Annotated in this window: 14 protein-coding genes and 1 pseudogene; 8 read left to right on the forward strand and 7 right to left on the reverse strand. The window is 71.9% G+C overall.

Going from position 1 to position 14,420, the window contains the following annotated elements:
- Positions 1-2: 2 nt before the first annotated feature.
- The 3 genes and pseudogenes from B073_RS0109530 (at position 3) to argG (ending at position 2,526) form a co-directional block, all read left to right on the forward strand.
- Positions 3-242: a hypothetical protein gene (locus B073_RS0109530; RefSeq protein ID WP_018537860.1), complete on the forward strand. Its 240-nt coding sequence runs from the start codon at positions 3-5 to the stop codon at positions 240-242.
- Between the two features lie 201 nt (positions 243-443).
- Positions 444-992, forward strand: a pseudogene (locus B073_RS39530) (HAD domain-containing protein).
- A gap of 88 nt (positions 993-1,080) precedes the next feature.
- Positions 1,081-2,526, forward strand: coding sequence for an argininosuccinate synthase (gene argG, locus B073_RS0109540; protein ID WP_018537862.1), 1,446 nt, complete (start codon positions 1,081-1,083; stop codon positions 2,524-2,526).
- Positions 2,527-2,632: 106 nt separating this feature from the next.
- Here the strand turns inward: argG and B073_RS0109545 are convergent, their stop codons facing one another.
- The gene (locus B073_RS0109545; RefSeq protein ID WP_037811297.1) at positions 2,633-4,051 is read right to left on the reverse strand and encodes an amino acid permease; all 1,419 of its coding nucleotides are present in this window, start codon (positions 4,049-4,051) and stop codon (positions 2,633-2,635) included.
- A 190-nt stretch (positions 4,052-4,241) separates the two neighbouring features.
- Between B073_RS0109545 and B073_RS0109550 the strand changes: the two genes are divergently transcribed.
- The 3 genes from B073_RS0109550 (at position 4,242) to B073_RS0109560 (ending at position 7,671) form a co-directional block, all read left to right on the forward strand.
- On the forward strand, positions 4,242-5,579 hold the full coding sequence (locus B073_RS0109550; protein WP_018537864.1) for an MFS transporter: 1,338 nt from the start codon (positions 4,242-4,244) through the stop codon (positions 5,577-5,579).
- Between the two features lie 346 nt (positions 5,580-5,925).
- Positions 5,926-6,594, forward strand: coding sequence for an SDR family NAD(P)-dependent oxidoreductase (locus B073_RS0109555; RefSeq protein WP_018537865.1), 669 nt, complete (start codon positions 5,926-5,928; stop codon positions 6,592-6,594).
- A gap of 171 nt (positions 6,595-6,765) precedes the next feature.
- The gene (locus B073_RS0109560; RefSeq protein WP_018537866.1) at positions 6,766-7,671 is read left to right on the forward strand and encodes a class I SAM-dependent methyltransferase; all 906 of its coding nucleotides are present in this window, start codon (positions 6,766-6,768) and stop codon (positions 7,669-7,671) included.
- A 477-nt stretch (positions 7,672-8,148) separates the two neighbouring features.
- Here B073_RS0109560 and B073_RS0109570 read toward each other — a convergent pair whose 3' ends face one another.
- The 5 genes from B073_RS0109570 to B073_RS0109590 form a co-directional block, all read right to left on the reverse strand.
- Entirely contained in the window at positions 8,149-9,129 is a 981-nt protein-coding gene (locus tag B073_RS0109570) for a DMT family transporter (RefSeq protein ID WP_018537868.1), read from the reverse strand.
- Positions 9,130-9,307: 178 nt separating this feature from the next.
- Positions 9,308-9,907, reverse strand: a complete 600-nt coding sequence (locus B073_RS0109575) for a cupin domain-containing protein (RefSeq protein WP_026247219.1) — start codon at positions 9,905-9,907, stop codon at positions 9,308-9,310.
- Between the two features lie 44 nt (positions 9,908-9,951).
- Positions 9,952-10,674: a restriction endonuclease gene (locus tag B073_RS0109580; protein WP_018537870.1), complete on the reverse strand. Its 723-nt coding sequence runs from the start codon at positions 10,672-10,674 to the stop codon at positions 9,952-9,954.
- Positions 10,675-10,878: 204 nt separating this feature from the next.
- A complete protein-coding gene (locus B073_RS0109585; protein ID WP_026247220.1) occupies positions 10,879-11,523 on the reverse strand; it encodes a response regulator transcription factor in 645 nt (214 codons plus the stop codon).
- Positions 11,520-12,767 (reverse strand): sensor histidine kinase, encoded by a 1,248-nt coding sequence (locus tag B073_RS0109590; protein ID WP_018537872.1) that lies wholly within the window; start codon positions 12,765-12,767, stop codon positions 11,520-11,522. Before B073_RS0109590 ends, B073_RS0109585 begins: the two co-directional genes overlap by 4 nt.
- Positions 12,768-12,945: 178 nt before the next feature.
- Here B073_RS0109590 and B073_RS39535 point away from each other — a divergent pair, with 178 nt between their 5' ends.
- Both B073_RS39535 and B073_RS39540 read left to right on the forward strand, forming a co-directional pair.
- A complete protein-coding gene (locus B073_RS39535) occupies positions 12,946-13,521 on the forward strand; it encodes a hypothetical protein (RefSeq protein WP_018537873.1) in 576 nt (191 codons plus the stop codon).
- A 25-nt stretch (positions 13,522-13,546) separates the two neighbouring features.
- The gene (locus B073_RS39540) at positions 13,547-13,888 is read left to right on the forward strand and encodes a YciI family protein (RefSeq protein WP_018537874.1); all 342 of its coding nucleotides are present in this window, start codon (positions 13,547-13,549) and stop codon (positions 13,886-13,888) included.
- On the opposite strand, the gene B073_RS0109605 is transcribed toward B073_RS39540, so the two are convergent.
- Positions 13,863-14,408, reverse strand: coding sequence for a hypothetical protein (locus B073_RS0109605; RefSeq protein WP_234025036.1), 546 nt, complete (start codon positions 14,406-14,408; stop codon positions 13,863-13,865). The genes B073_RS39540 and B073_RS0109605 overlap by 26 nt on opposite strands.
- Positions 14,409-14,420 lie beyond the last annotated feature (12 nt).

Raw genomic sequence — 14,420 nt, forward strand, 5'->3', positions numbered from 1 at the left:
AAATGCACAAGCTTCGCAAGGCTGCTGCGGTGGTTGCCGTGATCGGTAGCGTCAGCCTGCTCGGCTCCGGTACCGCCCAGGCCCAGGGCATGGGGGGGCACGAGAGCAGCTGCCACAACCACGAGCTGAACCTCGACATCCTCGGCGAGGTGGGAATCCTCAACGGCCTGCTGGCCAACCTGATCAACGGTGAGGGCAGCCCCGGTGGTCAGGGCACCAGCATGGGCAACTGTGGCCACTAGGCGACTCGTGCCACCAGCCGCGTAAATTACCTGCAACGGCCTCGACGCCAGGGCAACATGCTCGGGCGCCGGGGCCGTTTGCCCGTCCTCGCGGGCCGCGCGGGTCCCGCGGCGGGCCGACGCCGTCGTGTTGCCTGGCGGAATTCCGCTGGCTGGGTTGGCGGTCGGGCGCTACGTTGCGGGCGGGAGAGGGGTGGGTTGATGCGCCCGTTGCTGTTGGTGGACGTGGATGGTCCGTTGAATCCGTAGGCGGCGAAACCACAACGACGGCCCAATGGATACGGCACCTACCGCCTGTTGACGCCCCGTTGGGAGGAAGCCGAGCGGCGGCGGCTGGCCGCATGGGGTATACCGGACAAGCGGGTCAAGCCGCTTCGGGTGTGGCTGAACCCTGCGCACGGTCCGGCGCTGCGTGCGCTTCCCTTCGACCTGGTCTGGGCGACGACTTGGGAGGACGAGGCCAATGAGTTCGTCGCGCCGGTTCTGGGGCCGGCCAGTCTGCCGGTCATCTCGTGGTCCGCGCCGCGGCCGGAGCCCGGGGGCGGGGCGTTCTGGAAGACGCCGGAGATCGTTGCCTGGGTGGCGGGGCGCGCGTTCGCCTGGGTGGACGACGAGATCACCGATACGGACCGTGCCTGGGTGCGGAACCATCATCGCGGCCCTTCACTTCTTCATCGGACAGATCCCCGGGTCGGGCTGACCGAGGACGACTTCGGAGTGCTGACTGCCTGGGCGGCGGGGTTGGGCTGATTGCTTCGCGAGCGGGCCGCTCGCCGTCGGCGCCGCGCCCCGAGCGGCATGGGTTGCATGGCCATGCGTTGTTATGCATAATCTTCCTATGTCTAAGGTCCTCACCTCCCTCCCCGCCGGCGAGCGCGTCGGCATCGCCTTCTCGGGCGGCCTCGACACCTCCGTCGCGGTCGCGTGGATGCGTGACAAGGGCGCCGTCCCGTGCACGTACACCGCCGACATCGGCCAGTACGACGAGCCCGACATCGCCTCGGTGCCCGGCCGGGCCCAGACCTACGGTGCCGAGATCGCTCGCCTGGTCGACTGCCGTGCGGCCCTGGTCGAGGAGGGCCTGGCCGCGCTGACCTGCGGGGCGTTCCACATCCGCTCGGGCGGGCGCGCCTACTTCAACACCACGCCGCTCGGCCGCGCGGTCACCGGCACGCTCCTGGTCCGGGCGATGCTCGAGGACGACGTGCAGATCTGGGGTGACGGGTCGACGTTCAAGGGCAACGACATCGAGCGGTTCTACCGCTACGGTCTGCTCGCCAACCCGAACCTGCGGATCTACAAGCCGTGGCTGGACGCGGACTTCGTGACGGAGCTGGGCGGCCGCAAGGAGATGTCGGAGTGGCTGCTCGCCCACGACCTCCCCTACCGGGACAGCACCGAGAAGGCGTACTCCACCGACGCCAACATCTGGGGCGCCACCCACGAGGCCAAGACACTGGAGCACCTGGACACCGGCGTCGAGACCGTCGAGCCGATCATGGGCGTGCGGTTCTGGGACCCCGAGGTGGAGATCCTCCCCGAGGACGTCACGATCGGCTTCGACCAGGGCCGGCCGGTGACGATCAACGGCAAGGAGTTCGGCTCCGCCGTCGACCTGGTGATGGAGGCCAACGCCATCGGCGGGCGGCACGGCCTGGGCATGTCCGACCAGATCGAGAACCGGATCATCGAGGCCAAGAGCCGCGGCATCTACGAGGCGCCGGGCATGGCGCTGCTGCACGCCGCGTACGAGCGGCTGGTCAACGCGATCCACAACGAGGACACCCTCGCCCAGTACCACGTCGAGGGGCGGCGCCTGGGCCGGCTGATGTACGAGGGCCGGTGGCTCGACCCGCAGGCCCTGATGATCCGGGAGTCGCTGCAGCGCTGGGTCGGCGCCGCTGTCACCGGCGAGGTCACGCTGCGGCTGCGGCGCGGTGAGGACTACTCGATCCTGGACACCACGGGCCCGGCGTTCAGCTACCACCCGGACAAGCTGTCCATGGAGCGCACCGAGGACTCGGCGTTCGGCCCGGTGGACCGGATCGGCCAGCTGACCATGCGCAACCTCGACATCGCCGACTCGCGCGCCAAGCTGGAGCAGTACGCCGGGCTCGGCCTGATCGGCACCGCCAACCCCGCCATCGGCGCCGCCCAGGCGGCCGCGACCGGGCTGATCGGCACGCTGCCGGAGGGCGGCGCCGAGGCCATCGCCTCCCGCGGCGGGGTCTCCGGCGACGAGGAGATGCTGGACCGCGCGGCCATGGAGTTCGGTACGGACTGAGCCGGCAAGCGGAAGGCCGGCCCGGCGTGGGAGCGTCGGGCCGGCCTTTCCGTTGGCCAGGGGTGGTGGCCGGGAGCGGTGGCGAGGGGACGGGTCGCCGTCGGGGCTACATCTGGGCGGTGTCGGTGCTCCGGCGGGCGCGGCGGCGCCTGAGGCGGTCGGCGGTGACCAGCGCGGCCACCACGACGGCCGTGCCGACGAGCTGATGGCGGCCGTCCGTGCTGCCGGCCATGACGGCGAAGACGCCGAGGATGGCGGCGAACGCCACCCAGGTCAGATACGGGAAGCCCCACATCCGCACCATGAGCTTCTCGGGCGCCTCGCGCTCCAGGCGGCGGCGCATCTTCACCTGGGTGAGGCAGACGATCGACCAGACGACCAGTACCGAGCAGCCGGCGATGTTCAGCAGCCAGGCGAACACGGTGGTGGGCCAGACGATCCCGGCGATCACCGCGGCGAAGCCGAAGACGCAGGACGCCAGCACCGCAGCGGCCGGGATGCCCCGGGTGACCTTGCCCAGGAAGCGCGGGCCCTGGCCGCGGCTGACGAGGGAGTACGCCATCCGCGAGGAGCCGTAGATGTTGGCGTTCATCGCGGAGAGCAGTGCCACCAGCACCACGATCTGCATGATCGTGCCGGCGGCCGGGATGCCGAGCCGGTCGAGGACGGTGACGTAGGGGCCGGCCTCGGCGACCTTCGGGTCGTTCCACGGCACCAGGGTGACGACCACGGCCATGGAGCCGATGTAGAAGACGGCGATGCGCCAGACGGCGGTGCGCACGGCGCGGGCGACGTTGCGGCTGGGCTTGTCGGACTCCGCTGCCGCGATGGTGACGGTCTCCAGGCCCGCGAAGCCGGAAATGGTGGTGAGCAGACCGGCGGCGAGGCCGGCGGCACCGGTCGGGAAGAAACCGCCGTGGCCGGTGAGGTGGGTGGTACCGGGCGCCGTGCCGAAGACGCCGAGGATGCCGAGCACGCCCAGCACCAGGAACGCGACGATCACGGTCACCTTGATGGCCGCGAACCAGAACTCGAACTCGCCGAAGTTCTTGACGGCGGTCAGATTGCTGGCGCAGAAGAACGCCATGAAGATCGCCACCCAGCCGTAGGCGGGGATGAACGACACCCAGGTGTGCATGATCGCGCCCGCGGCGGTGGCCTCGGCGGCCACGCCGGCGCAGAGCATCAGCCAGTACATCCAGCCCGAGGTGGTGCCCGCCCAGGAGCCGAGTTCCTCCTCCGCGTGCACGGAGAACGAGCCGGTGGAGGGCCGGGCCGCCGACATCTCGCCGAGCATCCGCATGATCAGCATGACCAGTGCGCCGGTGGCGGCGAAGAGGAGGACGATGGCCGGCCCGGCGGCGGCGATACCGACTCCGGAGCCGACGAAGAGCCCGGCGCCGATGACTCCGCCGAGCGCGATCATCGACAGATGGCGCTGTTTGAGCCCGTGCGACAGGACAGGCGCGTCGTCCTGCACGGCCTGCGGGGAACCCTGGGGTGACCGGGTAAGAGTCCGAGTCATGGTCGTGCCTGTTCAGTGGGACGTTCGATGAGCCTGACGAGTCTGGGCGGCATGGTGCGGGTACGGAGTGAACGCCCGCTATTCGGACACCGTGATCACCGGTGGTGAGGGCGCGATCACGGACGCGGCGGGTTCGGTCCGGTGGTGCACCGGTCGGTCGGCCGGACCGGCGCGGGGAAGGCTTCCTGCCATGACGACCTACACGGAGGGGCCGCAGAGCGGGACGGCCGGGGCGGCGCTCACGCGCCGGAGCGTGGTCGCGGGTGCGGTCGGCAACCTCATCGAGTGGTACGAGTTCGGCGTCTACGCGTACTTCGCCACCGTCATCGCGGCCGACTTCTTCACCCCGCGGGGCGGTGGCGCCGCGGAGGCACTGGTCAGGACGTATGCGTCGTTCGCGCTGGCGTTCTTCTTCCGGCCGGTGGGCGCGTTGCTCCTCGGCCGGTTCGGCGACCGCTTCGGGCGGCGGCCGGCGCTGGTCGTCGCGGTCCTGGCCATGACCTCGGCGACGGCGGCCATCGGTCTGCTGCCCACGTATGCCACCGTCGGCGCCGCCGCGCCCTGGTTGCTGACGGCGTTACGGATCGTGCAGGGGCTGTCGGCGGGCGGGGAGTTCGGTGGCGCGGTGGCCCTGATGACGGAGTGCGCGCCGACGGGTAAACGGGGGGCGTTCGGCGCGTGGCAGTCGCTCACCGTCGCGCTCGGGCTGCTCATGGGGGCCGTGGCCGCGACGCTGGTGACGGGCCTGCTGACGGGGGAACAGGTCGCGGCGTGGGGGTGGCGGCTGCCGTTCCTGGCGGCACTGCCGATGGGGGCGGTCGCGCTGTGGCTGCGGCTGCGGTTGGCGGAGTCCCCGGAGTTCCTGCGGGCGGGGCGGGCGGGGGCGGGTGAAGTTGCTGGGGTGGCGGAGGGGCGGCGGGCCGGGCGTGGGGCGGTTGCGGTGTTCGCGGTCGTGCTGGGGTGTGGACGGCTCATGGCGTGGTCGGCGGCCGGATACACGTTCCTCGTGGTGCTGCCGGCCTACCTTCAGCAGACGGTGGGGCGCAGCCCGCGCCAGGCGCTGCTGGCCACGGTCGTCGCCAACCTCGGTTTCGCCGCCACGATCCTGCCGGCGGGCCGGCTCAGCGACCGGCTGGGCCGGAGACCGGTCATGGTCACCGGTGCCGTCCTTGCCGCGCTGTCCGCGCTGCCGCTGCTCCATGTGGTGCAGGACCGCCATTCCCCCGTGTGGCTGATGTGCGGAGCGGTGGCGCTCGCGGGTGCCCTGGTGGGTCTGCTGGCCGGTCCGGGCCCGGCGATGCTGGCCGAGATGTTCCCCACCCGGGCCCGGCACACCGGCCTGGGCGTCGCCTACGCGCTGGCGAACGCGGTCTTCTCCGGCTGCGCGGGACTGCTGATCACGGCACTCGTCCAGCGCACCGGTGACCCCGACGTCCCCGCCTACTACGTGGTCGTCACTTGCACGCTCGGGGCGCTCGCCCTCGCCTCCCTGAGGGGCGATGACCATCGCCGGGCCCTACGGGGGTGACGGGCATACGGGGGTAACGGGCGCCGACCCGGGCTTCGTGCGCCGGTACTCCGGTGGGGGAAGTGGGGCACGGTGCAAGTGGGGCACGTAGGAAGGTCGCGTAGGAAACGGGGGGCCATGGCGCGCCGTGGGCGGGAAGTCAGGTAGTGGTGGCCGACGGCGCTGACCATGGCGCTGACTGGTGGTGGGGCTCGGTGAGTTGGGGCGCGGCGAGTTGGGGCAGGCGGCCGGTGACGCGAGTTGAGGAATGAGGAATAGAGAGGCGACCGGCCGGTGTTCCCTTATGCGGCGGACCTGATCGGCGGCAGTCGAGTGCCCCGGCGCCACCGAAAGGAAGTTGACGCACATGGCTGGAACGTTCGTGATCGGCGCGGGGCCCGGTATCGGCCAGGCCGTGGCCCGTCGCTTCGCCCGGGAGGGCTCGCCGGTGGCGGTGCTGGCCCGCTCCCGGGCCACCGTCGAGGGGGCCGTCGCCGCGGTCGAGCAGGCCGGCGGCAAGGCTTTCGGCCTGTCGGCCGACGCGGCCGACGAGGCATCGCTGCGCTCCGGGCTGGACGCCGCCGTCGAGCGGCTCGGCGTTCCGGACGTGCTGGTCTACAACGCCGCCTGGGTCCGCTACGACCGTCCCGGCGACCTGCCCGCCGCGGAACTGACCGCGACGCTGCAGGTGAACGTCGTCGGCGCGGTGAGCGCCGTGATGCACCTGGCGCCGCAGATGGCGGCGGCCGGTGGTGGCACCGTGCTGCTCACGTCCGGCATGCCGAGCGCACGCGCCGCGGCGACGAGCCTTTCCATAGGCAAGGCCGGGCTGCGCGCGGCCCGTTCGGTGCTGGCCGAGGAGTTCGGGCCGCGGGGCGTGCACATCGCCACCATCACCGTCGGCGGCCCGGTCGCCCCGGGCTCCGCGCTCGACCCCGAGCGGATCGCCGAGCACTACGTACGGGTCGCCCGGCAGTCGGCCGATGAGTGGGAGCAGGACGTTCTGTTCGACGGTGCGGTGGAGGGCGTCGGGTAGCGAGCGGGGCGGGTAACGGAGCCGATCGGCCGGCGTGGTCCGCTTGGCCAGCTTGGCTGCTGGGTCGGCTGGGCTGCTGGGTCGGCTGGGTTGCTCGGTCGGCTGGGCTGTTTGGCCGGCTTTCGATGGGCGCTCTCCCGTCCGCGGGGCGTGTCGCCTAGCGTGGCAGCCATGCCCTACGGGACTTCCGGTGGTGAGCCGGCCTCGACGCGGTCGCGCCGCCATATCTTCGGCGACGACGCCGAGCAGTACGACACGGCCCGTCCCGGCTACCCACACCAACTCCCCCAGGACGTCCTGGACTTCGCCGCCCTGGCCGCGGACGAGCCGGCGTTGGAAGTGGGCGCCGGAACGGGCAAGGCGACGCTGCCCTTCGCACGGTCCGGCGTATCGGTGACCTGTGTGGAGCCGGATGTCCGGATGGCCCGGGTGCTGCGCCGGCGGTGCGCGGAGCTGCCCCGAGTCGCCATCGAGGTCGCCGACTTCGAAGCCTGGCGTCCCGCGCGCCGCTACGGGCTGCTGTACTGCGCGCAGGCTTGGCACTGGGTCGACCCGGCCGTGCGCTGGGCGCGGGCACGGGCCGCGCTCTCGCCCGGCGGGGCGATCGCCCTCTTCTGGAACCACTGGATCCTCGACAGCGGCGAACTGGCCGAACGGCTGACCGCCGCCCACGCCCGGCTCGGCGTCGAGATTCCTGCGGACACCCTTCTCGACCCCCGTCCCCGCCCCGCGCGCCGGGGCCCGGAGTCCCGTCAGTGGCGCGATATGACGGCGGCCGGATTCGTCGACCCGGCCCACCGCCTCTACGCCTCCGTGCACCAACGGTCCACCTCGGCGCTGCTCGGCCTGCTCGCCTCCTACAGCGGCTACCGGGCGATTCCACCCCGGCCGCGCGAACGGCTCTTCGACGAGGTGGCTCGCATCGTGGACGAAGAACACGGCGGAAGAGCACAAGTGAAGGTGGTCACAAGCCTTTTCCTGGGGCGGATGGGGGATGAATCCGGTCGATCGGAGCTGCCTTCGGCGGGCCTGCGCCTGCCGGACCTGGAATCGCCGGACCTGGGTCCGCAGCCGTAGGGGACGTTGGCGGCCTGGTGCGGACCGCGTAGCCGAGGAACGCCGCGACGGCGGCCAGGGCGGCGATGGTGGTCAGTGCCGCCGGTGCCGCCGAGCGCGCCGGTGCTGCCGACCGCGATGGGGAACACGTTGGCCAGGCCGGGGCCGGTCAGGGCGTAGCCGGTGAACACCAGCCGGGTCTGTGGCGAGAGGGCGCCCAACAACATCCCCGCCGCCGCGAGGGCGGCGCCGGTGACCAGGACGAGGGTGGTGCCCAGCCGTTCCAGGAGACGGGTGCCGGCCGCTCTGGAGAGGGTCATCGTGAGTCGCCTCGGCCAGGTCCACGGCCGCGGCGTTGAAGGCGACGTTCAGGCCGCCGTAGGCGACTCCGAACGCCAGGAGCGCCAGGCCGAGTTGGCGCGGTGAACGCGTCAGCGGCGGCAGGGCGACGGACAACGGCAGCAGGGCCGCGGTCGCCCTGCGCGTTCTGCGTCTCTTTCATCCCCTCCGCCTCTCTCGTCTCTGAGTGAGCAGCGTGCCGGCGGTGGCCATGGCCAGGCCGCCGAGCATGAGCGGGCCCAGTCGCTGGTCGAGCAGCAGGGCCGCCAGGGCCGCGGTGACCATGGGCACCAGATAGAAGAGGCTGCTGACCTGACTGGTGCCGTGGCGTTGCAGCAGCGCGTACAACAATCCCACTCCGACAATGGAGTTGATGACCGATGCCCAGAGCAGCGCCGGCCAGTAGTCGGCGGTGAAGGTGACGTCGAACCCCTCGGCGAAGAGTGCGGGAAGCACCGTCGCGACCGCGGCGGCGAGCAACTGCACGGCGTTGCCGGTCACCGGTTCCATGCCCCGGCAGAACCGCTTCTGGTAGACGGTGCCGGCGGAAATGCCCAGCAGGGCGAGGAGCAGGAAGCCGAGCCCGGCCAGGTAGCCGCCGTCGAGATGGAGGTTCTCGCTCACCGCGAGCGCCACCCCGCCCAGTCCCAACACCAGTCCCAGGCACTGGCCGCGGGTGACCCGCTCGCGCAGGACCGGCACGGCCAGCAAGGAGGCGGTGAGCGGGTAGAGCGCGATGATCAGGGCCGCCAATCCGGACGGCACCCCCAGCTCCATGCCCATGTAGATGCTGGAGAACTGCACGGCCTGGACCAGGACACCGGCCACCGCGAGGTGCCCCAACAGGCGCCATCCCGGCCAGACATCGCGGCGCACCAGGGCCATCAGGAGCAGCACGCTCCCGGCGATGGCGAACCGCAGCGTCGCGAAGGTGTACGGAGCGGAGTACCGGAGGCCGAGCTTGCCGGAGATGAAGCCGGAGCTCCACACGACGACCAGGAGCGCGCGGGTCAGCAGGTCGCGGGCCCGGTGGCGGTGGGCATGGTGACGGTGGGCACGGGCCCTGTCGTCTCCCGGATCACCGCCGGTCGAGGAGCCGGAACCGGCCTGCGTGGTCTGCACGATTGCGTTCGGCTGCATGACGCTTCCCCCATTCTCTCGTCGTGGTGCTGCGTACGTTAAAAAGCACGCTAGTGCAAAATAACGTTCACCGCGACCGTACTCAAGGGAGGGAGTGGGAATGAAGGTTGGCAGCGGCCGCAGCTGCTCGATGCAGGCCGCTGATCAGTACAGGCCGTTGATCAGTACAGGCTCGTGATCAGTACAGGCTGTTGAAGAGCATCGCGACCATGCGCGCGGGTTCGTCGGTGTCGTTGCGGAAGGTGTGCGGATGACCCGCGGACCACCGGACGCAGTCACCCTTCCGGAGCGTGTGGTCGACGCCGTTGTAGCGGGCCACCAGCGTCCCCTGGGTCACGATGATGAGGTCGATGCCCTCGTGCTGGAGGTCCTCGCCCAGCGCGGAGTGCGGCGCGAAGTCGCCCTGGACCACCTGGTAACCGAGCTCGGGGGCGCGCAGCACGCGGTAGTCGACGCCCGGCGCCCGGTCGATGACCTCCTGGTCGGCGAACGGGAAGATCGACGGCTCGGCGCGACCGTGGGTGAATCCCAGGAAGGAACCCACGTCATGGCCGAAGACCCTGGCCAGTCTCGCCAGTCGCTCCAGTGCGATGTCCGTCTCCCCCCGTTCCAACGCCGCCAGGAACGAGACCGAGAGCCCGCACTCGGCGGCCACCTGGCGCAGCGACATGCCCCGTTGGGTACGGAGCCTGCGCAGCACCTCGCCGGGGGAGGGAAAGCCCAGCTCCGGGTCCCGGCGAGCCGCCGCGGGAGGTGTCGAGGAGGCCGCGTCGGTCATGGACGGCATTCTAGTTGGCCGGGCGCCGTCCGGGCGGTACGGGCTCAGGTGGCCCAGGGCGGGCGGCCGCCGCCGATCCAGCGGGCCAGGCCGCGGCCGTCGATCAGGCGGAGTGGTTCGGGGAGCGAGGCGTTGGCGAGTTCGGCGTCGCGGGTGAAGCGGGAGGTGGTGACGATGACGGCGTGGTCGCAGCGGTGGTAGGCGCGATAGGTCCCGTTGGCGGTGTAGATCGCGGGGGCGCCGACCCGGTTGCCTTCGGCGTACCGCTTGCACTGGACGGCGATGCGGCGGCCGTCGTGCAGGACGACGAGGACGTCCAGCCCGCGGTCGTTGGCGCCGCCGGAGACGGTGGCGGAGCGGACGGCGGGGTCGCGGCGGGCGAGGTCGGCGACGGCGTGCTCGAACTGGGGGCCGGTCATGCGCTGGTATGCGGCGAGGGTGTGAGTGACGTCCTGGTGGGACCGGACGAGGTCGGGGAGGCGCAGGCGGCCGGCTCGGGCGAGGAGGAACAGCGTTGCGGCGGCGGTGGCGAGGATGCCGAGGACGAGGGTGGTGACGGGGTACGCGCGGGCGGCTGCGACGACCGCGCCGAGGGCCAGGGCGGCGAGGACGAGACGGGTGAGGGCCCGCTCGTGTGCGCGTCGCCGGGCGGCCCGGCCGCGCGGCCGGCGGGTGGGACGTCGCGCGGGGCGGCGGGAAGGGCGGCGGGCGGAAGGGCGCGTGGTGCGTCGACTGGTGGGGTGTCGTCGCCGGGCTGGCGTGGCCATGTGGGGCGTCCCTCCGTTCAGTGCCCGGTCCGCGCGCCCAGCAGCCGGTCGCCGGCTGTCGGCGTCCGGCGGCCGCGCGCAGGCCGGGGCCCGTCCCAGTTCCCTGTGTAGCCCGAACTCTGGTGCCCTGTACGGCAGTTGTGGAGGGTTGGCGTGAAACGGACGTACCGTGTGCGGGGAGGAACGCCCCGCTTCGGCGGCCCGCTACCCGCCCAGGCCCACGCCCAGGAAGCGCAGTACGGCCAGTACGCGCCGGTGGTCGCCCCCCGCCTTGGGCAGGTCGAGCTTGGCCAGGATGTTGTTGATGTGCTTGGCCACCGCGCTCTCGCTGACCACCAGTTGGGCGGCGATCCCGGCGTTGGAACGGCCCTCGGCCATCAGCGCCAGCACCTCGCGCTCGCGCTCGGTCAGCCGCTCCAGTGGGTCGCTGGGGCGGCGTACCAGCAGCTGCGCCACCACCTGCGGGTCCAGGGCCGTGCCGCCGGCCGCGACCCGGCGCAGCGCCTCGATGAACTCCTCGACGTCGGCGACCCGTTGCTTGAGGAGGTAGCCGACGCCGCTGGTGTTCGCCGCGAGGAGTTCGGCGGCGTAGCGTTCCTCGACGTACTGGGAGAGCATCAGGACGGCGGTGTCCGGCCACTGCTGCCGGATGACCAGTGCGGCCCGCACACCCTCGTCGGTGAAGCCGGGCGGCATGCGGACGTCGACGACGGCGATGTCCGGGCGGTGTTCCTCGACGGCGCGCAGCAGCCCGTCCGCGTCGCCGGACTCGGCCACCACCTCGAACCCGGCCGTTTCCAACACCTTGACCAACCCGATCCGGAGCAGAACGGAATCCTCGGCGATCACAGCGCGCTTGGCAGCGTGCACGGCAACTCCACGGTGACGACGGTCGGGCCCCCTGGGGGGCTGTCGATGGCGAGGGTGCCGTCCACCGAGGCCACGCGGTGTGCGAGCCCGGTCAGGCCGGTTCCCCCGGAGGGGTCGGCCCCTCCCCTGCCATCATCGGTGACCCGCACCCGCAGCGTGTCACCGGCCCGGACGACCGCCACCTCGGCGCGGCTCGCCCGGGCGTGCTTGGTGACGTTGGCGAGCGCTTCGGAGACCACGAAGTAGGCGACCGCCTCCACGGCGGGTGCGGCCCGTTCGGACACGTCGACGCTGACGTGGACGGGCAGCGGGGCGCGGGCGGCGATGCCGGAGAGCGCCGCGTCCAGTCCCCGGTCGTCCAGGACGTGCGGGTGCAGGCCGCGTACCAGGTGGTTGAGCTCCTCCAGGGCCTCCTTCGCCTCGCGGTGCGCGTCGTCGATGACGGCCCGGGCCTCGGGCGGCAGATCGGTGAGGGTGGCCCGGGCCAGGCCCAGGTTGACCGCCAGGGACACCAGTCGCTGCTGGGCGCCGTCGTGCAGATCGCGTTCGATGCGGCGGCGTTCGGCGTCCGCGGCGGCCAGGGTCTCGGCCCGGCGCTCGGCCAGGTCCTCGACCCGCCGCTCCAACTCCTCGGCCCGGCTGGGCCCGAGCAGGCGCCGGGCGATGACCGACTCCGTCCGTATCAGGGCACCCGTCAGCCGCGGCAGGAACGGCAGGACGACCAGCCCGACCACGGCCATCTTCCAGCCGTCGACATCGGACCACTGGACGAAGGCCCAGTGCCGCGGCAGCAACCAGTACCAGGCGTAGTACGTGATGCCGCCGATAGTGCCCACCCACAGGCCGAGTGCGACAGCCTCCACGACGCCCAGCGCCGGGCCGGCGAGCTGGTGGTAGGCGAGCTGCCGCCAGTACGCGCCGGTGCGCAGCCGGCCCCAGGCCCGGCGGAGGTCGTTGGGTGCCTGGACGGGCGGGGTGCGCGGGATGCCGGTGTCCGCGTACGCCGCGAACCGGCGGCGTTGGAGCCAGGTCACCGCCATCGCGCCCGCAACGGCGAAGATCAGCGGGACGACGGCGCCGGCGGGGGCGTAGACGACGGTGAGGCTGAACCACACCCACAGCAGGAAGGCGGCACCGTGCAGCGGGACACCGGTGCACAGGAAGGCGGCCCGCGCTCGGGCACGGGCCAGGCGGCCTGGCGGCCACCGGTCGGATCGGGTCATGGGTACGACGGTAAACGTCCAGGTCAGCCTGGGCTATCACGCCTGCTTCCGGAAGCGGGGTGTAGCTGGTGCCACCCCAAGTCGGACAGCGGTGTTACTGACTGGGAACGGTGGAGACCGGAGAGTTGACCACGAGCCCGACGGCCGGACTCGTGACCCCGGAAGGATCTCCGTCACCATGGCCCTCGCCGCCTTCAACCCGCTTGTGGAAAAGGGTAGTTGTACCCGTCCAGGCGTCGGCCGTGACCGCGAGCCCGTACGACGGGCCGGCGGCGCGCACCGCTGGACGGGCCGCGTCCTCATCGCCGCCGGCCTGGCCCTGCTCCCCTGGCTCGGCTACCTCGCCGGTACCCTGCCGCCCGCCGAGGCGGCCGCCTGGGTCGCCCTCGACACGCTGGAGGCCGCCGCGCTGCTCACCGCGGGCACCCGCCTGCTGCGCAGCGACCCCCGCCATCGCGCCCCCGCGGCCGTCGCGGCCGCCCTCCTCCTCGCCGACGCCTGCATCGACCTCGCCACCGCCGCCCCGGGCCCCGAACTGGCCGCCGCCACCGCCATGGCCCTCGCCGCGGAACTCCCGCTGACAGCCCTGTGCGTCGGGCTGGCGGTGCGTCGGGGGGGGTGTGCGGTCGGTGTGAGGGCCGCGCTGTTTTGGGTCCTTGGAGTGCTTGGGGTGCTTGGGCCGCCTCAACTGTTTCGGGGTTCCGGCTGCTGCCACCGTCCACCACAGCCATGTCGTCTACGCTGTCGGTTTTGACCCCACAGGCCACCGGAAAGAGAGCATGCAGTTCCTGCTGATCGCGTACGACGCCAAGGACGAACACGCACCGCAGCGGCGACTGGCCGCCCGTGAACGCCACTTGGCCCAGGGCCCCGCGCTGATCGCCGAGGGCAAGGCGCTCTTCGGTACCGCGATCCTCGACGACGAGGGCCGGATGATCGGCTCCATGCTGGTGAGGGAATTCCCCACGCGCACGGACTTCGATGCCTGGCTGGAGACGGAGCCTTATGTGACGGACGGGGTGTGGGGCGATATCCAGGTCCAGCCGTGCCAGGCGGGGCCGTTGTTCCTGGAGGCGCTGGGGCGCGGTCTGCCTCTCAGGCTCGCGGACGGGCCGGGGTGACTGTGGGGCGGACGCTCCACCAGACGGAGGCCAGCAGCAACACGCCGGGGGCGATTCCGCTGGTGGTGGCGATGGCCGCCGTCGGGGCGCCGCAACCCGCCAGGATCAACCCGGCGAGGCCACAGACGGCCATCGCACCGCCGAGCATGCGCAGCGACGGCCGGTGCCAGACGGCCGCCAGGCCGAAGAAGTGGACTCCGACCACGAACGCGATCCAACCCACCGTCGCGCCTGGGGCGTGCAGTACGGAGTTGATGACCACCAACCCGGCCAGCAGCGCGGCGCCTTCGGCGGCCACCACCCACCAGTATCGCCGTCCGAAGCCGACGTTCGGGGCGGGCCCGTCGCCCGGCGCGACGGCGGTACCGCGCCGCCGAACGACCAGAAGCCCGAGGACGGCGGCTATCGCCAGCACCCGCAGGGGGATGCCGATGCCGGGCGGCAGGGAGCCCGCATTGACCTCGATGAAGACGGCTCCGAAGGCGCCACCGATGAGCCCGGCCACGTGATCGCGTGTCATGGCCGTCATCTT

This window comes from Streptomyces sp. MspMP-M5 (assembly GCF_000373585.1).
Classification (GTDB): domain Bacteria; phylum Actinomycetota; class Actinomycetes; order Streptomycetales; family Streptomycetaceae; genus Streptomyces.

Coding starts and splice junctions, on each gene's coding strand:
- B073_RS0109530 (WP_018537860.1), top strand. CDS start 3: ATGCACAAGCTTCGCAAGGCTGCTGCGGTGGTTGCCGTGATCGGTAGC.
- argG (WP_018537862.1), top strand. CDS start 1,081: ATGTCTAAGGTCCTCACCTCCCTCCCCGCCGGCGAGCGCGTCGGCATC.
- B073_RS0109545 (WP_037811297.1), bottom strand. CDS start 4,051: ATGACTCGGACTCTTACCCGGTCACCCCAGGGTTCCCCGCAGGCCGTG.
- B073_RS0109550 (WP_018537864.1), top strand. CDS start 4,242: ATGACGACCTACACGGAGGGGCCGCAGAGCGGGACGGCCGGGGCGGCG.
- B073_RS0109555 (WP_018537865.1), top strand. CDS start 5,926: ATGGCTGGAACGTTCGTGATCGGCGCGGGGCCCGGTATCGGCCAGGCC.
- B073_RS0109560 (WP_018537866.1), top strand. CDS start 6,766: ATGCCCTACGGGACTTCCGGTGGTGAGCCGGCCTCGACGCGGTCGCGC.
- B073_RS0109570 (WP_018537868.1), bottom strand. CDS start 9,129: ATGCAGCCGAACGCAATCGTGCAGACCACGCAGGCCGGTTCCGGCTCC.
- B073_RS0109575 (WP_026247219.1), bottom strand. CDS start 9,907: ATGACCGACGCGGCCTCCTCGACACCTCCCGCGGCGGCTCGCCGGGAC.
- B073_RS0109580 (WP_018537870.1), bottom strand. CDS start 10,674: ATGGCCACGCCAGCCCGGCGACGACACCCCACCAGTCGACGCACCACG.
- B073_RS0109590 (WP_018537872.1), bottom strand. CDS start 12,767: ATGACCCGATCCGACCGGTGGCCGCCAGGCCGCCTGGCCCGTGCCCGA.
- B073_RS39535 (WP_018537873.1), top strand. CDS start 12,946: ATGGCCCTCGCCGCCTTCAACCCGCTTGTGGAAAAGGGTAGTTGTACC.
- B073_RS39540 (WP_018537874.1), top strand. CDS start 13,547: ATGCAGTTCCTGCTGATCGCGTACGACGCCAAGGACGAACACGCACCG.
- B073_RS0109605 (WP_234025036.1), bottom strand. CDS start 14,408: ATGACACGCGATCACGTGGCCGGGCTCATCGGTGGCGCCTTCGGAGCC.